Origin of the sequence: Coprococcus sp. HPP0074 (genome assembly GCF_964238105.1) — a bacterium.
Taxonomy (GTDB): domain Bacteria; phylum Bacillota; class Clostridia; order Lachnospirales; family Lachnospiraceae; genus Faecalimonas; species Faecalimonas umbilicata.
Genome location: NZ_CAXSKS010000001.1, coordinates 469975 through 491786, shown reverse-complemented (window position 1 = coordinate 491786; position 21812 = coordinate 469975). Strand labels below are relative to the sequence as shown.

Sequence of the window (21812 nt, the reverse complement as noted above, 5' to 3'; positions counted from 1 at the left end):
ATATGAATTTAATATATCTTTCACAAGAAGCAATTGATGATATAAAGGTGAATTTTAAAAAATATAAGAAGCATTTTTGCGATGAGTCCAATGATTGGTTTCTTGAAAGATTTAAGAAATATGAGTGGATACATGAATCTAAAATCGAGTGCAAGGATTTTAGATTGGATATGGATGAGGATTATAATATTTCAGACAGAAAAAATGTAGAGATTCTGTACGAAGCACTTCGAAATCTGAGTCCAGCACTGGCATCCGACGAACGACTTTGGGCGGGGATGTTAATTTGCCAATTATGGGATTTTGTTAGATATAGGAGAAAGAAGGAACTTGACAGTGGTAGCGAACGAGATATACTTAATTCCTTTTTCTTCATGCGAGGTATCAAACGATCTTGTTTTATGAATTGTTTGTCTAGATTATGGTGGACTGGATATTTGCTTTATGATGAACAAAACAGCAATCATTATCATGCGGTAGATTTAATATGTGAATCAGCATATGCGTCAAATATAGTGCTGATTTCATCAAATAATTTTGTGTCAAACAAAAACCTTGCGTTAGGAGTAATGGATTGTATCGAACATCGTAAAATGTTGGGTGAACATATAGGGCGCTATCATTATGTTGAAGCTAATAAATACATTAACTGCATAGGTGGTGTTACACTTTTAGATGCCTTGAAAAGGAGTGAAATATGTACGCTTACAAATAAAAGATTAAATCAGATATATGGATGTATGGATATTTAATAAAAATATTTCTGATTTATGGAAAGATGAGGAAACTGACTATGAGGGTTAAACTGTGCGAAGTTCCTTGGAAAGTACCTGCCTTAACAGATGAAGCCAAAGAAGCTATGGAAATCATTGGAGAGAATATATGGAAAGATGCTTCAATGGAATTTCATTCTGTGCAAAACTTAAAGATAAAGACGGGGAAAAGTATTCTAAAAGGTATGCAAAGATATTTAAATAAGTTTTTAGATGAACGATTTAATGATTACGGCTGGTATGGTAATGCAGGTTATTTCGTTAAGAAGCAAACGTGGATTCGAATTACATTCAGGCATCAAATGAGTTTAGGGTCTGATATTCTAGAGGCGATTAAAGCATGTAAAAAAGATGGCATGGAATTAGCGATTATATTGGCAGCTAGTAGAAAGACTTTGGATTTGATATCGCCTAAGGATGCACCAGCTATGATTTCTTTTGAAAAGCTTCAGAAAGAAGTAATGAGTTTAGAAGGTGTGTTGGATATTCCATTAATCATAGGCGAATTATCATCTACGACAGTGTTGTCTGATTGTAAAAATGTAGAATAATATATTGAGTTGCTAATTTAAATTTGTATTTTCCTTTAGTCTTTATAAGGAACAGAAATGAATCGTTAGAAAAATAGATAGAACTACTACAGTTATTGTAAATTGGGGGTGCCTATGTCAAGATTAACCGATATAAAAGCAAGAATAAATCTCCTTGAAGGGGGCGCATTTCAGGAATTGTGTGATGCGTTGTTGTCGCGAAAAGGTTATGAAGAAATTCATGCATATGGAATGCAAGCGGGGACAATGAAGACAACAAAAGGGAATCCTGAGACCTACTTTAAGAGCAAAAATGGTAAATATATTTTTGTTGCATATACTACACAAAAAGACGATTTATTTAAGAAAGCGAAAGAGGATATAGAAAAATGTTTAAATTTTGAAAAGACAGGGATTCAAGAAAAAGATATTGAGGAAATAATTTTTTGTCACACATCATCAAATTTATCGGCGGGAAAAGACAAGGAACTAAAAGATATGTGTGCTGAAAAAGGAATTTTATTCGATATTTATGGTATAGATAGAATAGCAGATGAAATATATCGAAATTACAAAATATTAGCTAAAGATCATTTGGGGATGTCTATTGATACAAATCAAATATTGGAGCAAAGAGATTTTATTAACCGGTATGATACAAACGAAATGATGGCACCATTATCAACTAAATTTCAATTTAGAAAAGATGAATATGAAGAAATGATGTCAGCTTTGCACTAAACGAAAATGGTCGTTGTTGTTGGAAAAGCAGGTGTAGGAAAGACAAGATTATCATTAGAGGTAGCCAAAGATTTTGGAATTAAATATGAATATAAGGTGTTTTGCATCAAAAGTATGGATTTGTCAATATCAGAAGATGTTGCAGCATATATAGATAAACCTGGAAAGTATCTGTTTTTGATTGATGATGCAAATGAACTAGTAGGACTAAAATTATTTTGGAATATATCAATATGGAAGATTCTGGATATGATATAAAAATAATATCAACATTAAGGGACTATACGGCAACTCGAGTTATTAATGAAATTTTGCAATATACGAAACCGCACATAATAAATGTGAATCCTTTTACAGATGAGCAAATAAAAGAATTTTTGAATGTTAATATGGGAAGTTGTAATGAAGATTTTGTGGAATCTATTATTCGAATTGCAGAAGGAAATCCGAGAATTGCATATATGTCGGGGAGATTAGCAAAAGCAAAGCAGTCATTATCTGCAATTAGTGATGCAACACAGTTATATGAAAGTTATTATACCAAGTTTCTGACGAATTCATCTATTACTACAGATAGAGATTTGTGTTTTGCTGCAAGTGTCATCTCTTTACTTCATACAATCAATCTATCAGATATAAGTTTTTTAGAAAGTTTATTAGATAAATTGAGCATAAATCAAGAAACTTTTCTGAAAATGATATATTGTTTATGTGAGGATGAATTTGTTGAAATTAAGCTTGATAAAGTTGCAACAATCTCTGATCAATGTCTGCGAAATTATATGTTATATTATGCGTTTTGCAAAAAACGAATTGTGCCATATTCAGAATTATTGGAGATAGGATTTAAAAGTTTTAAAAATGGAATCGTAAAGGCTACAAGTATTTTATGGAACATTTTTAGCTCGTCAGAAGTTCATGAGTATTTGTCTTCGGAGATAGAGAAAGTGTGGGATATATATAAAACTGAAGGAGGAGAAATATTTTATGAATTTGTCAAATGTTTTCATGACTTTAGACCTGAGGAAGCTTTGTTGATTGTAAAGGATAGAATAGAGACAGTTGATGAAGATAAAATTAACATTGATGAAATAGATTTTTCAGTGGATAAATATCATACAGAAGATGTAATAGTAGAAATGCTTTCTGGTTATTGTAATCGTACTCTTTTACCAGAGGCAGTTGAACTAATGTGTGAATATGTAGAAAAGAAGCAATCTGCGATTGATACTGTCATGCAGTGTATAAAAACAAATTACAGTATTGATAAAAATGCTTATAGGTATGAGTATTTTACAGTAAATACTATTGTAGCAGGTGTAAAGAAAAGAAGAAATAGTCCTATTATTACAAAGCTCTTTCTGGGGATTTCTAATCATTTTTTAAATGTGTTGTACTGACCGACAGAATCTGGTAGAGGAAGGACAATAACGCTGTATACTATACCTATTATATTAACAGAAGGGTGTAAAAAGTATCGTGATATAATTTGGAAAGAATTAGATTTGCTTAGTGAAGAGGCATATTGGGAGAAAGATATTAGAAATATTTTGGAGAATTATGCTGAGGGCTGGTACGACGAAGTAGAAAAAGATGTATTCGAATTTGATAAAGAATATATATTGAAGTTGGTTGATAAACTGTGGGAAAAAAATAAAGTAAGATATTGTGTTTTATGTAAAAAATTAAAAAAGAAATGGAAACATTATGGTATTGAATTCGCAGATGAGTTTAATGCAGTTTGTGAATGTGAAGAGTGGAAAATATATAATATATTTTCAGACAAGCACGGGGAAACGGAAATATCATATGAAGAAGCGGAAAAACAGTGGGAATTTGAAATTAGAACATATGCTGAATCTTTGACAAAAGAGGATATTTCTAATCTTGTAGATAAAATAAATCAAATCATATTTGAGTTAGAATGTGAGAAATATGCGATAATCCATAGTTTGGAAATCATTGTAGATGAACTATCAAGTGATAAAGAAAAATTATGTCATTTTGCAAAAGTGCTTGTTGATAAAGGCAATTTTATTGAGTTACATCCGTATACACTTATAAAGAATTTAATAGAACAATATGGCGATGAATATGTTTATAACTTTATATGGAACATGGAATTTGCTCAAAAAAACAAGTGGCAATTTGTGTTCTTTGAAATATTGCCAAAAGAAAAAATCAATTCTTTGTGGTTAGAAAGATTGATTAAATTTTTTCAGGACGATGGAGATAAAGAAATTAAATCATCTTCGCATAGGCATTTGAGATTTTTGGATAACTTTATTGAATTTGAGCCCAAAATATATTGTATAGTTACTAGGATTATCTTTGAAAAGCAAGTGTATAGTAAGTTTATGGTACGAATGTATCTTGAAGGGTTGTTTAATGATTATGTGTGGAAACCGGAAGAGTTAATGGGTAAGTTTTCCGATGATATTGAATTGTTGAAAAAAATATATTTATTTGCAATAAAATCAAATCAGCACACAGATTATGCCGGTAATTTTATTAAGTATTTTATAAGTGTTGATAATTCTTGGGTTCAGTTATATTCAGAGTTTATTAACGGAAATGAAGATGGATCCTATTTACATGAACATGATAGAATTATGGCATGTTGGGAATTGGATAACTATATAAATATTTTTGATTACTTATTCGATATTGTTGTAGAGAAAAAGGAATATTATAGATGGCAATCTAAAAGCAAATTTAAAAATTTACTTGTGTATGAGCAGAAAAAAGTCATAATAAATGAAAGAAAAGATGAGTGGGTATTAAAAACAGTTGAGAGATATAATAATGACTACAAGAAAATGATAGTTTTGTTTGAGGCATTGTCGGAATTGGGAACAGATATTCGTAAAAAAGCTTTAGCAATGTTTGTTCAGAATAATAAGGATTACGAAAACTTTACTAAGTTATCATTAGAACTTAACCATTGGGGTGGCTTTGGAAGTATGGTCCCTTGTATGCAAGAACGAGTCATATTTCTCGAGTCTCTGTTGCCTTATTTGACCGGTATTGATTTGCTTAAACATAAAAAGTACATACAAGATAGAATACGACAATGGAAGAGTAGAATTGAACAACAGGAGATACAAGAATTGATGGAGTCTTTGTATATTTAAAATTGTTTGTATAAAAGAATAAATGCTAACTCTTGTACTATATATTAAATAGCATATCCCCTCTTGACAAATTCGGGTACTGGAAAAACTTACGCTTCTGCATTTGCAGCAAGAGAATTGGAATTTAAACGTGTGTTATTTTTAGTTCATCGTAATCAGATTGTCAAACAGGCATTGAAGTCTTATCGGAAAGTATTCGGTGGCCAGGTTTCTATGGGGATGGTGACTGGAAAATATCAAGATTACGATGCTGATTTTGTGTTTGCCACGATACAGACATTAAGTAAAACAGATATTCTTAGTCAGTATAACAAGGAGCAGTGGGATTTGATTATTATTGATGAAGCTCATCATAGTTCTGCAGACAGCTATAAGAAAATTATGGATTATTTCAAGCCAAAGTTGTGGTTGGGGATGACAGCAACACCGGATAAACGCGATGATTATCTAGGAGATAGAAATATCTATGAGATTTTTAATCATCAGATTGCATACGAGATTCGTTTGCAAAATGCAATGGAGGAAAATTTGTTATGCCCATTTCATTACTTTGGACTCACTGATCTGGAGATTATCGCCGATGTCGGCAAATCATCGGAAGAAAAAGTTGAAAATTTTAGATATTTGACATCAGATGAGCGTGTGTTAAATGTAATGAAACAGGCAGAATTTTTTGGATATAGCGGAGAAAGAGTGAAAGGATTGATTTTTTGTAGCCGGATTGATGAAGCCCGTGAGCTATCTGTTAAGTTTAATGAAAAGGGCTGGAGAACTCTTGTGTTAAGTGGTGGTGATTCAGAAGCGGTGAGAGCAGCAGCGATTGAACGGCTTGCTGGTGAAGAGAAAGAAGATGCATTGGATTATATTATTTCTGTGGATATTTTTTCAGAAGGTGTAGATGTTCCAGAGATCAATCAAGTAATTATGCTTCGCCCAACAGAGTCGCCAATTATATTTATTCAGCAGTTAGGGCGTGGACTTCGCAAAGCAGAAGGCAAAGAATACGTAGTTGTAATTGATTTTATTGGAAATTATCGGAATAATTTTATGATTCCGATTGCACTTTCTGGAGATAGAAGTTACAACAAAGACAATATCCGTCGCTATGTAACAGAAGGGGGACGCGTAATTCCGGGAGCAAGTACGATTCACTTTGATGAAATTTCTCGAAAGAAAATTTTTCAGGCAATCGATAATGCAAATTTCAGTGATATTAAATTAATTCGTGAGAATTATGCAAATCTAAAAAATAAGTTGGGCCATATACCCGCACTTGCCGATTTTGATAAATATGGAGAGATGGATGTACTTAGAATCTTTGATAATAATAGCCTGGGATCTTATTATAAGTTTCTTGTAAAATATGAAAAGGAGTATACAATTCGTCTGTCGAAAGAGGAAGAAAACGTAATTGAGTTTGTTTCCAAAAAAATGGCGAGTGGAAAAAGAATTCATGAATTGGAAATGTTGAAGCGATTGCTCAAGTATCAACATGGAATAGTGGACTTATTAAAGAAATCATTGCGTGAAAAATATAATTGTTCTATGGATGATAATTGTGTAGAGAATGTTGTGAATATAATGACAAATGAATTTCCTACCAGTGCAGCTAAGAAGAGGTATGCTCAGTGTGTATTTTTGAAAAAAGAGGGTTCGGATTATGGTGTGTCTAAATTATTTGGAGAAATGTTGAAGAATAAGGATTTCTATAAGATTTTAGAAGAATTAATTGACTTTGGTATTTCGCGTTATAAGGAAAATTTTAGTATGAGATATCAAGACACGGACTTAGTTCTGTATCAGAAGTATACATATGAAGACGCTTGTCGTTTGTTAAATTGGGAAAGAAATGAAGTGCCATTGAATATTGGTGGATATAAATATGATAAGAAAACAAAACCCTTTCCTGTATTTATTAACTATGACAAGCAAGAAGATATTAGTGATACAACCAAATATGAGGATCACTTTATTGGCAATAATCGCTTGATTGCAATTTCGAAAAGTGGTAGAAGTATAGAATCGGAAGATGTGCAGAATTTCTTAAATGCGAAAGAACGAGGAATAGATGTGCAGCTTTTTGTGAGAAAGAATAAAGATGATAAAATTTCCAAAGAATTTTATTATCTTGGTAGAATGGCTTCAACTGGAGGTGTAAAAGAATTTATCATGCCCAATACAGATAAAACAGCAGTGGAAATTGAATGGGTATTAGATACTCCGGTGAGAGAAGATATTTATGAATATATTGTAAATGGATAATAGAAACGGTGGGAGATCAAATGAAAACAATTAGAGTAGTGGCAGCGATTATCATTGATGAGGGGAAAATATTTGCAACTCAGAGAGGATATGGGGAATTCAAAGGTGGTTGGGAATTTCCGGGAGGAAAGATTGAGCCTAATGAAACACCGGAAGCAGCAATTGTAAGAGAGATAAAAGAAGAATTGGACACAGAAGTTCAGGTAATTGAATTGCTGGATACAGTCGAATATGATTATCCGAAATTTCATTTATCAATGGATTGCTTTGTCTGTCAGGTTCGATCAGGAGACTTAGTATTAAAGGAGCACAAGGCAGCTGTATGGCTGACCAAAGACGCTTTGTATAGTGTAGATTGGTTGCCGGCAGATCGTGTCTTGATTGAGAAAATAGAGAAAGTAATATAGTCTTTTAAGAAATGATGAGAGCGCTTGTAGAAATACGGGTGCTTTTATTATGCGGAAAATGAGAGAGGAATTTGATCAAGCATTGACAATAAGGGGAAGGTATGATATTATAAAAAGCAATTAATTCAATATAGTAAAGTGGTCAATTACTAACGTGATAACGCAAGAAAAAGGAGGATGAAAAGAATGAAAAGGAATTTAGCAATATTTTTGATGGGAATGACAATCGCAACAATGGTGCTCGGGGGATGCAAAGATAAAGAAAATATTTCCAAAAAGGATGGCAAGGAATCTGAGAGTGTGGAGGATAAGAAGACATTTACAGTGGGATTTGATGCAGAATATCCACCATATGGATATATGGATGAAAATGGAGAATATACAGGATTTGATTTGGAACTGGCAGAAGCAGTCTGTGAACTGGAAGGTTGGGAACTGGTGAAAAAACCGATCAACTGGGATTCGAAAGATATGGAATTAAATTCCGGCGCAATTGATTGTATTTGGAATGGATTTACTATGAATGGAAGAGAAGAGGAGTATACATTTTCTACTCCGTATGTAGATAACAGTCAAGTAATCGTTGTGGCAGAGAAATCCGGCATGAAAACTTTGGAAGATTTGCAGGGAAAGAGCGTTGGCGTGCAGGCAGCAAGTGCTGCACTGGATCTTTTACAGAGTGAAGAAGAAGGTGGCCAGAAGGCACTGGCAGATACCTTTAGCGCTTTGAATGAGTTTGCGGATTATAATACGGCCTTTACAGAACTTCAGGCAGGTGCGCTCGATGCTCTTGCAATAGATGTAGGAGTTGCTAATTATCAGATCAAATCCAGAGGAGAAGGATACCAGATTTTGGAAGAAACTTTGAATACAGAGCAGTATGCAATTGGATTTAAAAAAGGAAATCAGGAATTATGCGATGTAGTCAATGCCGACCTGAAAAAATTGACAGAAGACGGAACGATTGCAAAGCTCGCGGAAAAATATGAGATTGCCGATATGGTAACTCTAAAATAAAAAAGATCCCTTTGAAAGAGGACTTCTTTTCAAGGAGATTCTGATAGGAGGAAGAAACATGAGTTTTGGGGTAATGTTGAGGCAAATGACAGCAGGGTTTGGACAGACTTGTCTGATTTTTGTCATGACACTGATTTTTTCGCTGCCTTTAGGGCTGTTGGTCTATTTTGGAAGAGTCAGTAGAATCAAACTAATCAGCTGGATTGTGAAAATTTATATCTCGGTGATGCGGGGAACACCCTTGATGCTGCAACTTCTAGTATGGTATTTTGCACCATATTACTTGTGGCAGATGAATATTGGAGGATACAAGCTGACAGCAATTCTTCTTGGATGTTCTTTGAATTATGCAGCCTATTTTGCGGAAATCTATCGTTCTGGCATAGAGTCTATTCCAAAAGGGCAGTATGAAGCTGCTGCACTCCTTGGATATTCCAGACAGCAGACGTTTTTGAGAATCGTACTGCCACAGATGGTAAAAAATGTGCTCCCATCTGTGACAAATGAAGTAATCACACTGGTAAAAGATACATCTCTGGTATATTCATTATCTTACATTGAAATGTTTGCGGTAGCAAAACAGATTGCAGCAGCACAGACAACGGTTGTTCCATTTTTTATCGCTGGTGTATTTTACTATATTTTCAATTATGCAGTTGCATGGGGAATGGAATTGTTTGAAAAAAAGTTGAACTATTATCGTTAGGAGGTTTCCAGAATGAGTCTTTTAGAAATGAAACAGATCAAAAAAGAATTTGAAGGTACAACGGTAATTAAGGATCTTTCGCTCTCCGTAGAGGAGGGGGAGGTTTTGGCAATCATAGGGCCATCTGGATCCGGGAAGTCTACGTTGCTTCGCTGCGCAACAATGCTGGAAACTATCGATGACGGGGAAATACTATATCAGGGAAAGAAGGCAGTATGGATAGAGAATGGAAATCCAACCTTTCCGAAGAAGCAGAAGTTGAAAGAAATCCAGTCTTGTTTCGGTCTGGTATTCCAAAATTTTAATCTGTTTCCGCACTTTTCTGTCATAAAAAACATTGCAGATGCACCAATCCATGTGCAGAAGAGAAACAGGGAAGAAGTTTACGAGGAGGCAAAAAAGCTCTTGGCAAAGATGGGACTTTCGGATAAGGCAGAGGCATATCCTTATCAGCTTTCCGGCGGGCAGCAGCAGAGAGTGTCGATTGCGCGAGCACTGGCCATGAAACCGAAGATGTTGTTCTTTGATGAACCTACATCTGCATTGGATCCGGAGCTGACCGGAGAGATCTTAAAAGTAATCAAAGATCTGGCGGCAGAGCATATGACGATGGTGATCGTGACACATGAAATGGATTTTGCACGGAAGGTAGCGGATAAGATCATTTTTATGGAGAATGGTGTCATCGCGGTGGAAGGAAATCCGGAAGAAGTCTTTGCATCTGATCATGGAAGAATGAGGGAGTTTTTGGGAAAATTATCCATGTGATTCTTTGTAAGCAACTTGCTTAATAGTAGGCAATGCCGTATACTTTATGTAAAGAAAAGTGCAGGAGAGAATCCTCGTGGGGAAAAGAGAATTGCATTTGCAGACGAGATTTTTTGCGAAAGCAGATTATGAAATATTTATATTGTAATTACAAAATGGAAAACAATAATATTTGGAAGTAGAGGAAAGGAAAATGATTATATCACCGTCATCATTAGATACAAATCTAAGCCAGATTCTTGGTGAAGTGAATTCGAGGAAAACGCAATTACCAGAATTACTTAGAAGCGTTTTATAATACAAAACGAATCCATAGTCACTGTGATTATATGTCACCAAATGATTATGAAAAGTTGCATCGGAAGCTTCAGCAAGACGAATTGCCGCTTGCAGGTTAAGATGAGGAAAATCTCATTTTAACTTGTACTAAATCTTGACATAGGAGCAGTCAGTGGAAGATAAGAGTTTAAATAAGTATGGCAGAATGCGCAGAGCGTTTCTGCAGAAACAGAATCCGACACCGGATAAGGAAACAGACGATATGGCTTGGGTAAGACATATGGATCTGCTGAGAGAAATGTCAGAGGACGTAGTGGTTAGGGAAGTGGTTTGTACATAATGTGAATTGCAACCAGCTCGAAAACGGGCTGGTTTCTTTATCGGCAAAATTGCCGGTAAAACTTAAAAATAGGGTTTTACTTTAAAATGTGAGCAAAAAGATGCCTTGTAAAACGGATTTTTGATTTACGAAGGGATTTTTTGAAATTTAAAAGGAAATAAACCACATGAGTATATATAAAATGTGATTTCTATCAGGCTGTTATATGTTTTTGTAATGGCACATAGTTAATTAATACCGGAAACGGCAAAAATAAAAGAGATAAATACGAATATATATTTGATAGTTTGCCGATAATGTGATATACTATACCATAATAAAGTGCAAATTTTGAGTTGAATTATAACGGAGGAGAGCAAATGCGATACCTTTCAGTTACTGAAATAGCAAAAAAATGGAATGTGTCAGAGCGTAGCGTCAGAAATTACTGTGCTCAAGGCCGAGTGAATGGTGCATTTCTTACCGGAAAGACTTGGAATATTCCTGAAAATGCAGAAAAACCGGAGCGTTCCAACAAAAAGAAAGAACAGCCAATTACATTGCTGGATATTTTACAGGAACAGAAAGAAAGTAAGTATTCCGGCGGCATTTACCATAAGACACAGATTGATTTAACATACAATTCTAACCATATTGAAGGAAGCCGTCTGACTCACGATCAGACAAGATATATTTTTGAAACCAATACTATCGGTGTGGAAAAAGAAGTGTTGAACGTAGATGATGTTATCGAAACAACAAACCATTTTTGCTGCATTGATATGATTATTGATAATGCAAAAGGTGCACTTACCGAAAAGTTTATCAAGGAATTGCACCGCACACTTAAAACAGGTACAAGCGATTCCCGTAAAGATTGGTTTATGGTTGGTGACTACAAAAAACTGCCAAACGAAGTCGGTGGTATGTATACCGCACTTCCGGAAGAAGTTGCCGATAAGATGAAAGCTCTGCTGATAGAGTACAATGGAAAAGAAGAAAAGACTTTTGAGGATATTCTGGACTTCCATGTAAAGTTTGAACGTATTCATCCGTTCCAGGACGGCAATGGCCGTGTAGGCAGATTAATTATGTTTAAGGAATGCCTCAAATACAATATCGTTCCGTTCATTATCGAGGATAATCTGAAAATGTTCTATTATCGAGGATTGAAAGAATGGAATAATGAAAAAGGCTATCTGACAGATACCTGTCTGACAGCACAGGATAAATATAAAGCGTATTTGGATTATTTTAGGATTGTGTATTGAAAGTTAGTATAAGCCTTAAGGTGAAATTTTTATAAAATGGTTTGCAGTGCCGCTTAATATATAATATGTTTGGAATTGGAAGGATGGGGAATAATATGACACAGGAAACTATCAATCAAATTCTTAAATTTAGAGATGACAGAGATTGGAAACAATTTCATAACCCAAAAGATTTGGCAATCTCCATTTCTTTGGAAGCATCAGAATTGTTGGAAGTATTTCAGTGGAGTGGAGCTGAAACTTCTTCAAACAATAAAATAGAAGAGATAAAAGAAGAACTTGCAGATGTTGTAAATTATTGTGTCTTGATGGCGGATGCATGTGGATTGGATTTGGATGAAATTGTGCAAACGAAAATAGAAAAAAACAACGAGAAATATCCAGTGGAAAAGTCCAAAGGAAAGAGTGACAAATATGATAAATTGTAATGATGCGAGGTACGGTTTATGGTGGTTATGGATGAAATTAAAGAGTTTGAATTTAACGAACATGGATTGCAAAAGTTAAAAGAATTATCAAAGGGGACAAATTGGCCTGTAGTCTATCTTATTCACGATAATAACAATCTCTATATAGGTGAAACTACAAGTGCGGCTGCTCGAATGAGTCAGCATTTGAAAAATGAAGAAAAGAAGGATTTAAAGGTTATAGAGGTTGTTTTTAATGGGCGTTTTAATAAATCGGTTATTTTAGATTATGAGCAGCGTTTGATAAAGTATTGTTCAGTGGACGGAAGATTCAAAAATATATTGAATAAAAACAAAGGTCAGCAAGCTATACATGATTACTATCAGAGAAAATTTTATCGAAATCAGTTCACTGTTCTATGGCAGGAAATGCTCGATAAGAAGCTTGCAAATTCTTCTGTTGAAATTATTGAAAATAAAAATATATTTAAGTTTTCCCCTTATAATGCACTGAATGGGGAACAGAATGAAGTAAGTATAAAAGTAATCAATGAAATTATAGATAGCTTTGTAAATGATAAAAAGGGCGTTAGTCTTGTTCATGGGTGTGCTGGTACAGGGAAAACGGTTTTGGCAATTAGTATTATTAATTCATTGGTAAATGCCATTAATATAGATGATAGTTTGTTAGATATTAAGGCAGAAGCATTTGAAGATGATATTGATCAAAATAAACGTAATACTTTGTTAAGATTGAAAAAATTTATTCAAACACAAAGAGGTGGAAAAGAGTTCAAGATAGGATTTGTCTTTCCTATGCCAGGAATTAGAGGAACAGTTAAAAATGTATTCAAAGAGTGTGGTAATGGGCTTGTAAGTGAAATGGTTATAGGACCAACAGATGTAATTAAAGAAGACTATGATATTCTTTTTGTCGATGAATCACATAGATTGTCGAAACGTAAAAATCTTACAGGATATAAATCTTTTGATGATGTTAGTAGATTGCTAGATTTAGAACCAACTAAAACTAATCAGCTTGAATGGGTTTTAAAATCAGCGAAGCATATTGTTCTTTTTTATGATAAATCTCAAAGTGTAAAGTCATCTGATATTTCACATGATGAATATGAAAATACTTTGAAAAAGTATAATTACGTAACGAATGAACATATTCTTGAGACACAAATGAGATGTGAAGGTGGAGACACCTACCTTCAGTATATTAAGGATATAATGACCTGCAGGAGAAAAGAATGCGAAAATATGGAAAATTACGATTTTCTGATTTTTGATGACGTTAATTTACTTGTGGAAACTGTACGTAAAAAAGATGATGAAATGGGATTGTGCAAAACAGTTGCTGGATTTTCATGGGAGTGGAAGACAAAACAAAAGAATAAACCTAAGGATGATATGTCTTGTTATGACTTACTCGTTCAAAATGGTGAATATGATATTCGGATTGAAAATCACAAATATATTTGGAATTTGACCAATGAATCATGGCTTACCAGACAGGATTCGCATTGTACGATTGGATGCATTCACACGACTCAGGGATATGACATGAATTATGTGGGCGTTATATTTGGCAAAGAGATTGACTATAATTTTGATAGTAATTCGATAGTAATAGATTTGAAGCAGTATAAGGATTCAAAAGTAAAAGCTGGAACAGATGCGGAAACTTTAAAAAAACTAATTATTAATACATATACTACGATTCTAGCTCGTGGTATAAAGGGATGTTATGTTTATGCATATAATAAAAATATGCAGAAGTATTTGAAAAAATTCATAATTCCAGCGAATGAAGTTACATTAGAAGAGAGGTAATTTGTTCATAAATTATCCGCGTGTTGTTCATTATTGGAAAGAAATCAGGAGAAAAAATATGATACGAGTGCTTTTCATCTGCCACGGCACTCTTTGAAGAACTCTTTAAAAAGTCAGTAAAATCAATACTTGGAAGGTATTTGTGGGGAAGAAATAACCCGAAAATAACCCATAGATTTTTGTGTGAGTGTTACAAGATAAATAATTATAATTTAGGGATGTGACATGATGAGAATGAAAGCTGTAAGAATTCTAATAGTGGAATCTTATAGCTTTTTTTATAAATGAAGTTGAAAGTAAAATCTTTACAATTTGGTATAGCGTGTTTTAAATGTAAAAAAGCAAGCATAGGGAGTGTAGCCACACTCCCGGCAAAATCCCTGACCCGGCGCACCTGCCGGGCCGGGGATTTTCTCTCTGGGGAAGCCCCACCCCTACACTCTTGCAATTTATAATTATTGTATTTATTTCATTTTTTCGTAATGATATAATAAAATGTAAGAAAGAGAGGTAAGTTATGCAGGAAATGACACATAGGCACACCCGCGAATTGGATATATTTTACAACGAGCATAGAGATGTCTGTACGAATTGTGGAAGAAAATTTCAAAATGGTATGTGTGCGCATTTGGGATATGATACAGAAAGAAATCCTGTTGTTCTTTGTGATGATTGCGCATATTTGTTATCAGAAACCGTGATTCGTTACCATTGGGCGAAACTAGAATATGAAAAAGTTTCGCCAGAATCTAAACTTTGGCGTTACATGGATTTAAGCAAGTTCCTTTCAATGATTGGTAAAAAGTCACTATATTTTGCATCTGCGGAATCATTTGAAGATATATATGAGGGTGCAAAAGGCACATTGGAACGGAAAGAAAAATGGGACGCATTTTATCTTGATTTTTTTAGAGATGCAATTCAAACCGCGCCCGGCATGAAACCAGAAGACTTAACAGACGAATACATTGAGGAAAATACAACACGTTTGTTGTCCGAGTTGAACGCCAGTGGAAATGCCCGAAGAAAACATACATTTATAAGTTGTTGGCATTGTAACGAATCTGAATCAGAAGCAATGTGGAAATTGTACTCAACAAATGTGAACAATGCACTTGCAATTCAAACTACATATCAACAGTTGTATGAGGCTCTTGACAAAGACCCCACAATAGAAATTGGAAAAGTCAAATATATTGATTTTTCCAAAAGATTTTCTTCCATAAATGGTTCGTTCTGGTATAAACGAAAAGCATTTGAACACGAGAGAGAAGTCCGCGCTATTACCACAAGTCATCAAGCACATAGCGGTATAGAAAAAGCAGTCGATCTTGACAAGCTAATTTCAGCAGTGTACATTTCTCCTTATGCGCCAAAATGGTTTGAGGATGTAGTGCGTGATGTAATGCAAAAATATGAATTGAATAAACCCGTATATTATTCAGAGATGTTAAAAACACCATTCTATTGATATTTCATATAAAAAGTTTCCTGCTTTTCTTGTTAGGGCAAGGCCCTGTTTTCTTTGTTCCGTTTTTCGTTGATCCGAAAAACGGAACAAAGAAAACCAATAAACCACCTGTTATGCAGGTGTGTTCCCAGATAGCTTTAGCTTCAAGCAAAAAAACTCCTGTTAGATAATAAGTGTAGGTTCGCCAACCGCACGAAATTATATAAAGGAGGTTATCCTAATGGACAAAAATAGTTTAGCACATACGAAGTGGGAATGTAAGTACCATATTGTATTTGCGTCAAAGTATAGAAGAAAAGTTATTTATAAACAGATACGAGCAGATATCGGGCATATCTTAAGTGAACTATGTAAGAGAAAAGGGATTGAAATCATAGAAGCAGAAGCGTGTCCAGATCATATACATATGTTTGTAAGAATACCGCCGAAATATAGTGCATCTGAAATAATGGGATACTTAAAAGGAAAAAGTTCGCTAATGATATTTGAGAGACATGCCGATTTAAAGTACAAATACGGAAACCGACATTTTTGGTGTTGAGGTTATTATGTAGATGCAGTAGGTAAGAATGCAAAGAAAATTGAAGAGTATATTAGAAACCAATTACAAGAAGATTGGGAATACGATCAAATGTCACTAAAAGAATATATAGACCCGTTCACGGGTGAGCCGGTAAAAAAGGGCAAATAAAAGAGGCTCTTTAGAGCCAAGCCTGTGACCGCAGTGAGGAAGGCGGACTATTCAGAGCCTCTTAAGAGGCAAGCAGGAACAGCGGCTTATAGCCGCAGAGCAAACTACCGGCTAAGCCGGTAGTCATGATTATAAATGAAGTTGAAAGTAAAATCTTTACAATTTGGTATAGCGTGTTTTAAATGTAAAAAAGCAGATAGTTCTTTACATATAGATGTAACAAAAGAGATATTTTTGTGAAGGTTGTTTATGAGGTGAGATAAGAGCATTTAGTGGGGTTAAGACTTTTATATGTAACAACACGTGTTCAAAAGGTACGATTTAAGCGAAAAAAGCCTCGTGACCATGAGGAGAATAAAATCAAAAAGTATTCTGTGATAAAGTATAAAGGCTTAGAAGAGAAAATGTCTCTTCTAGGCTTTTTTAGTAAGAAAGTAGTTTGTGTGTTTGCTTTTGAAGCTATAAGAAGTATAGTAAAATTTGCACCGGAGAGAACAGGATACCGTACCAAGATTATATTTGCTAAAGAGAAACTATTGATAGATAGAATGTCGGATATTCTGCTACGATTTTTCAATATAGATTGAGAAAGTTTTTCTGATGAAGTGTAATAATATGTGGTTATATGCTTTGTAGAAAAATCCGTAGGAATTAAAATTTTTTGTTTTATGGAAAGATTATAATTATGATATACTGAAAGAAAACGATAAAAAAGAATTTGGAGGGATGATCAATGAAAAAAAGATATCTGTGCTAAGCATACTTCTTTTTATATTTTGTTTGACAGCTTGCGGAAATAAAAAAGAAGAGGATGCTCTTCATCTAGGGGTTAATGCAATAATTACAGAAATTGATGCAACTAACCAGAGCATAACAGTAAAAGATTACGATATAGAAGATGATATTTTAGGAAGCAAATGTATCATTGATTGTTCTAAAGTCCCATTAATCTATTGCGATTATGATACAGGTGATGTGGAATCAATAGACTTTAAAGATTTACAACCTAATGATGAAATCATCTTATCTATTAGAAGTTCGGAAATTCAACGAAGAAAGAGTATGGATAGTGTAAGTTGTGAAATTGAGGTCGAGCAAATTCAATTAGGAACCCAGCGATTAAGTATAGACAAGTAGATTAATTTCAATCATAGGAAGAGTTGAAATTGACGAGGTGACAAAATGATAGAAATGGATGATAATCAATTGGGCAGAAACATTCAGCATTTACGAATAATCCATAATGAGACATTAGAAGAATTGGGCGGTATTATCCACTGTGCCAAATCAACAGTTAAAGGATACGAAAACGGAAGAAGAAGACCAGATTTTCAAACATTACAATTATTGGCTGCGCATTATAACAAACCAATAGATGAGTTGCTTTATGCAGATTTGACTGAGTTAGAAAGTATATCCATCGATATGAACTCGCCGAGTCATATAATGGAATTGATGAAAACAATTTTGCCATTGTACAGTTCTGAAGATGCTATGGGAAACGCGAACTTTAAAAATGGATATGAACTGTCTCAAAGATTATTAGCGGCCTTTTCTAATGCTGAGGTTCTTCCTGGTAATATGATTGTTAGGATATTTGAATCGTTTGCTAATGCTACTGACGAGTCAGAGAACCTAGAAGCAGTAGCAAATCTTGTGTGGAGTATTTTTATATGGTGGTCACAGATATACGATATAAACCAAATCCTATCTTTACAGAACAAGTTGCAGTCAAAAAAGTTGAGTTTTAAAGATTGGATGCAACTCAAGGATACTGAAGATGCATCTGTTGCAGAGAAAAGAGTCAGTTTCATTACGGATTTTGGTGCGATAATTACTGAGGCCTTGAAAGCTTTAAAATCTGAACCGGAATGGTCTGATTTGGCGGATTACTACATTGCACTACGCTATATAGTGGGTATGGTTGATACTGATTTATCAGCAGAGATGAATTCGGCAGTTGGTATGCAGATGATGCTGTCGTTTATGATGCTGGGAAATAGTTACGCTTTTAAATTTTGCAAAATCTGCCTCTCTGAAAGTTGATAGTTCTCGAAATGCGAACATCGGTTTCCGATTTGTCTGTTATACTGTAAGTACAAAGAATAACAGGAGGTAATCGCCATGAATGAAAAGCATAAATTTGTCAATTGGGTTAAGGATCATAAGAAGCAACTGCTCATCGCAGGAATTAGTGTCACAGCTGTTATCGGGATTATTATCGGCCTAAAAAATAAAGAAGCTATCAAGGAACTGTGGGAGAATCTTGAAAATAGCCTAAGCAAAACAACGGAAAAACTACCTGAGTCCATCACTATAGTGAAGACAGATCCACAGTTGATTGAAGAAGTGATTCCTGTTAGGCTGTACACTTCTCCACAGGAGACTTTTGGTGTTAGTCAACATATTAGAAATTTATCTGGTGGCAGACATCATTCTATTGAAAAAGCAGCCGAGGCAGCAGCGTTAGGGATAGACCTGTTGCCGCATCAGACACTTGTTGATACATACACAAAGTTTGCTGCGTAAAGTAAAAATTCCAGCTTGTCGAATTAAAAGAGTTAAGAAAATTAGAATTTGTATGATTGAAATGAAAACTTCAAAAATATATTGACTTGTACGTAACGTACACCCTTATACTATCATCACAAGGAGGTGTGTCCGATGTTATTGAATGAAATTATTAAGGAAGTCGGAATGACAAAGCGTGCAGTTAAATACTATGAAGAAAAAGGATTGTTGTCAGTAGATAAAGATAGCAACGGCTATCGAAACTACTCCATGCAAGACGTTAAAACTTTAAAAAAAATTTCGGTATATAGAAAGCTTGGGATTGGTATTAAAGATATACAAACCCTTTTGGAAAAAGATGATAAAAGTATTCTTTTACGTATTTATCAGGAAAAATTACAGGAAAAAATTTTACAGGACTCAGAACTTGAAGCGTTGAAGCAATTTATAGATGATGGTAATGCAGACAAGGCAAATGAGATACTTGATTACCAAACTGTCGAAAATGCGATTGAGTCTTTATTACCGGGGAAAGAATGGGGAGATTACTTAAAAAGTCACTTCAAACCATTTCTTAATGTGAGATTAAAGACTCTGGAGCAGAAGCAAGCCTTACGGAACATATTAGAGTATTGTGATGAAACGACATTGAAAGTTCCTTTTATTATGGGAATAGGTGTAAAAATAGCAGGTGGGATTGCACCGGAAACAAGAACTGCAGATGAGATGATAGCTTATTATCGTGATATGAGTGAAAGCGAATATGAAAAATTAAAAGAAATGGTAAAGAAAGGTGCTAAAATGAAAACTGGCATTATGAAATATCATCCGTCATTTATTGCCCAGAGAAAAATGCAGAAAGAGTTCCAAGATAAAGGATATAACGACATATTCATTCCTAATTTGATGGTGCTATCTCCACAGTACGCAGAATACAAGAAAGCCTTAGATAAGGTAAACGATAGAATGTGTAGAGAACTTGGACTGCATTATGATAGCAATTACAACTTAGTTATAAAAAATCTCGAATAAATGAGTGTATCTAAAAAAGAAACAGAAGTTGGAAGGAGAAGTACTTATGCGTACCAAGAAAGCAATATTTAGTGTTTTAACCATTATATTCGGTTCTCTTGGACTGATGAACATAGTGTCTACTGATATAACACTGCCAATTATGTTTGTTTTTATGGGATTAACCTTTTTGACGAATGCAAGGGAGTGTTATGATAATGGTGCAAAGAAAGATGCTATGATATTTGCAGGTGTAGCAATTTTTGTCTATGTAGTTACTGCATATAACTTGATAAGCAGATTTATGTAAATTTCAGCTTGTCGAACTGAAAAACACTGTAATGACATGTGTAAAACAAAATATAAAACACCCCACTGAGTAGGTAGGACTAAATACTCCTATGATTTCGATTTTGAAGTCATAGGGGTATTTTTTTGTGCAGAAAAATAAAAAATTTCCTTTTCCACCCTGTATTTTCCCCTCTGAGCCTTTCGTTATATGAGAGCAAAAAAATAAAATTCCTTTTTTATTTGTAAAAACCCCTCTCTACGTTCTGATATATGAGGAACAAATTACATTTGCCTTAAAAGAATCGGGCCTGATTCAAGAACAAAGAAAAAATGAAAAGAGAAAGGAGAAACTACATGAACAAAACAATCTTAATGGGAAGACTGACAAAAGATCCGGAGGTGAAATATCTCCAGGATGAAAACAGTACTGCAATGGCACGATACACGCTGGCAGTAGACAGACGATATCGAAAGGATGGAAAGGCAGAAACAGATTTTATTTCCTGTGTTACCTTTGGGAAGAATGCTGAGTTTGCAGAAAAATATCTGAAAAAAGGTTTGAAGATTTTAGTAAGCGGACGCATTCAGACAGGAAGCTATGTGAATCAGGAGGGGAATAAAGTTTATGTCACCAACGTGATCATAGAAGAACATTATTTCGCAGAAGGGAAGAAACTGTCAGGATCAGAAAAGAAAGAAGATACCGATCCAGATGGATTTATGAATCTTCCAGACGGAGAAGAACTTCCGTTTGAGTAAGAAAAACTCGGATGCTGAAAGCAGAAGAGCGCACTTATATACCTTAAAAGGTATGTGCGTCCTACGGAAGTAGCATCTTTCTGAAGGGGAATTCCGAAAGTGTTTGCGGATGATCCATCCGAAGAAGGGTTCCCCTTCCGGCAGAAATGCCTATCCCGTAACAGAGAAAATGGAAGAGTTGAAAGAGGAGGAAAAGAACGATATGGCGAAGAAGAAAACATTTGAGGAATATACTCAGGAAGCACTTTATGAGATTGAAAAAACAGAAGCTGCATTGAAACAGGCAAAGCTTGAGAAGGAGCAGGCAGAGCACAGGATCCAGAGATCCTTGAATTATCTGGATACACAGAAAAAGAAAAAGCGAAAGGCACGAACCCATCTGTTGATCCAGAAGGGAGCAGCCATAGAAGCAATCTGTAAAGATACCAAATATCTGACAGAGGCAGAATTTTATCAGCTGATGGATGAACTTCTTCATGATCCTGCTTGTAAGTTTTGTGATGTTGTTCATGAAATGGTTCGTGGACGGGTGGAAGCGGCAGAAGCAAAGGAACGAAAATTTGCAGAAGAGGAAGCACTATTAAAGGCGATGCAACGAGGTGAACTGCCACAGGGAGATGCGTAA

General features: G+C 34.8%; 23 protein-coding genes and 2 pseudogenes. All 25 read left to right on the top strand.

What is annotated here, in order from left to right; all coding sequences use genetic code 11:
• Positions 1 to 2: 2 nt before the first annotated feature.
• The 25 genes and pseudogenes from ACESPO_RS02325 to ACESPO_RS02205 all read left to right on the top strand — a co-directional run bounded on the left by ACESPO_RS02325 (position 3) and on the right by ACESPO_RS02205 (position 21812).
• Positions 3 to 752, top strand: coding sequence for a DUF6339 family protein (locus tag ACESPO_RS02325; protein WP_270666282.1), 750 nt, complete (start codon positions 3 to 5; stop codon positions 750 to 752).
• Between the two features lie 41 nt (positions 753 to 793).
• Positions 794 to 1324, top strand: coding sequence for a hypothetical protein (locus tag ACESPO_RS02320; RefSeq protein WP_499788404.1), 531 nt, complete (start codon positions 794 to 796; stop codon positions 1322 to 1324).
• Positions 1325 to 1438: 114 nt separating this feature from the next.
• Positions 1439 to 2044: a hypothetical protein gene (locus ACESPO_RS02315; protein ID WP_499788403.1), complete on the top strand. Its 606-nt coding sequence runs from the start codon at positions 1439 to 1441 to the stop codon at positions 2042 to 2044.
• Between the two features lie 6 nt (positions 2045 to 2050).
• A complete protein-coding gene (locus ACESPO_RS02310; RefSeq protein ID WP_270666287.1) occupies positions 2051 to 2302 on the top strand; it encodes a hypothetical protein in 252 nt (83 codons plus the stop codon).
• Complete coding sequence (locus ACESPO_RS02305; RefSeq protein ID WP_499788402.1) at positions 2278 to 3444, top strand: hypothetical protein; 1167 nt, start codon at positions 2278 to 2280, stop codon at positions 3442 to 3444. The genes ACESPO_RS02310 and ACESPO_RS02305 overlap by 25 nt, the downstream gene beginning before the upstream one ends.
• A gap of 105 nt (positions 3445 to 3549) precedes the next feature.
• Positions 3550 to 5178, top strand: a complete 1629-nt coding sequence (locus ACESPO_RS02300; protein WP_499788401.1) for a hypothetical protein — start codon at positions 3550 to 3552, stop codon at positions 5176 to 5178.
• 60 nt (positions 5179 to 5238) lie between these two features.
• Positions 5239 to 7440: pseudogene (locus ACESPO_RS02295) on the top strand (DUF3427 domain-containing protein); the annotation flags it as partial.
• A 20-nt stretch (positions 7441 to 7460) separates the two neighbouring features.
• A complete protein-coding gene (mutT, locus tag ACESPO_RS02290) occupies positions 7461 to 7847 on the top strand; it encodes an 8-oxo-dGTP diphosphatase MutT (RefSeq protein ID WP_016439069.1) in 387 nt (128 codons plus the stop codon).
• Positions 7848 to 8033: 186 nt separating this feature from the next.
• Positions 8034 to 8864 (top strand): amino acid ABC transporter substrate-binding protein, encoded by an 831-nt coding sequence (locus ACESPO_RS02285; RefSeq protein WP_117576218.1) that lies wholly within the window; start codon positions 8034 to 8036, stop codon positions 8862 to 8864.
• A gap of 58 nt (positions 8865 to 8922) precedes the next feature.
• Complete coding sequence (locus ACESPO_RS02280) at positions 8923 to 9570, top strand: amino acid ABC transporter permease (RefSeq protein WP_016440400.1); 648 nt, start codon at positions 8923 to 8925, stop codon at positions 9568 to 9570.
• A gap of 12 nt (positions 9571 to 9582) precedes the next feature.
• On the top strand, positions 9583 to 10338 hold the full coding sequence (locus tag ACESPO_RS02275) for an amino acid ABC transporter ATP-binding protein (protein ID WP_120105223.1): 756 nt from the start codon (positions 9583 to 9585) through the stop codon (positions 10336 to 10338).
• Between the two features lie 451 nt (positions 10339 to 10789).
• Complete coding sequence (locus tag ACESPO_RS02270) at positions 10790 to 10957, top strand: hypothetical protein (RefSeq protein ID WP_009262523.1); 168 nt, start codon at positions 10790 to 10792, stop codon at positions 10955 to 10957.
• A gap of 359 nt (positions 10958 to 11316) precedes the next feature.
• Complete coding sequence (locus tag ACESPO_RS02265) at positions 11317 to 12207, top strand: Fic family protein (protein ID WP_499788400.1); 891 nt, start codon at positions 11317 to 11319, stop codon at positions 12205 to 12207.
• Between the two features lie 95 nt (positions 12208 to 12302).
• Positions 12303 to 12635 carry a nucleotide pyrophosphohydrolase gene (locus ACESPO_RS02260; RefSeq protein ID WP_412935701.1) on the top strand — a complete coding sequence of 111 codons (333 nt, stop codon included), beginning with the start codon at positions 12303 to 12305 and terminating at the stop codon, positions 12633 to 12635.
• An 18-nt stretch (positions 12636 to 12653) separates the two neighbouring features.
• Complete coding sequence (locus ACESPO_RS02255) at positions 12654 to 14453, top strand: DNA/RNA helicase domain-containing protein (RefSeq protein ID WP_499788399.1); 1800 nt, start codon at positions 12654 to 12656, stop codon at positions 14451 to 14453.
• Between the two features lie 517 nt (positions 14454 to 14970).
• Entirely contained in the window at positions 14971 to 15924 is a 954-nt protein-coding gene (locus ACESPO_RS02250; RefSeq protein WP_499788398.1) for a hypothetical protein, read from the top strand.
• A gap of 220 nt (positions 15925 to 16144) precedes the next feature.
• Positions 16145 to 16615 (top strand): annotated as a pseudogene (gene tnpA, locus ACESPO_RS02245) (IS200/IS605 family transposase).
• Between the two features lie 272 nt (positions 16616 to 16887).
• Complete coding sequence (locus tag ACESPO_RS02240; RefSeq protein WP_499788397.1) at positions 16888 to 17202, top strand: hypothetical protein; 315 nt, start codon at positions 16888 to 16890, stop codon at positions 17200 to 17202.
• Between the two features lie 139 nt (positions 17203 to 17341).
• Positions 17342 to 17752, top strand: a complete 411-nt coding sequence (locus ACESPO_RS02235) for a hypothetical protein (RefSeq protein WP_499788396.1) — start codon at positions 17342 to 17344, stop codon at positions 17750 to 17752.
• Between the two features lie 45 nt (positions 17753 to 17797).
• Positions 17798 to 18661, top strand: a complete 864-nt coding sequence (locus ACESPO_RS02230) for a helix-turn-helix domain-containing protein (RefSeq protein ID WP_499788395.1) — start codon at positions 17798 to 17800, stop codon at positions 18659 to 18661.
• A gap of 78 nt (positions 18662 to 18739) precedes the next feature.
• Complete coding sequence (locus tag ACESPO_RS02225) at positions 18740 to 19144, top strand: hypothetical protein (protein WP_499788394.1); 405 nt, start codon at positions 18740 to 18742, stop codon at positions 19142 to 19144.
• A gap of 135 nt (positions 19145 to 19279) precedes the next feature.
• The gene (locus tag ACESPO_RS02220; RefSeq protein WP_330012933.1) at positions 19280 to 20158 is read left to right on the top strand and encodes a MerR family transcriptional regulator; all 879 of its coding nucleotides are present in this window, start codon (positions 19280 to 19282) and stop codon (positions 20156 to 20158) included.
• Between the two features lie 46 nt (positions 20159 to 20204).
• On the top strand, positions 20205 to 20447 hold the full coding sequence (locus ACESPO_RS02215) for a hypothetical protein (protein ID WP_499788393.1): 243 nt from the start codon (positions 20205 to 20207) through the stop codon (positions 20445 to 20447).
• 335 nt (positions 20448 to 20782) lie between these two features.
• Entirely contained in the window at positions 20783 to 21187 is a 405-nt protein-coding gene (locus ACESPO_RS02210; RefSeq protein ID WP_499788392.1) for a single-stranded DNA-binding protein, read from the top strand.
• Between the two features lie 202 nt (positions 21188 to 21389).
• Positions 21390 to 21812: a DUF3847 domain-containing protein gene (locus ACESPO_RS02205; protein ID WP_499788391.1), complete on the top strand. Its 423-nt coding sequence runs from the start codon at positions 21390 to 21392 to the stop codon at positions 21810 to 21812.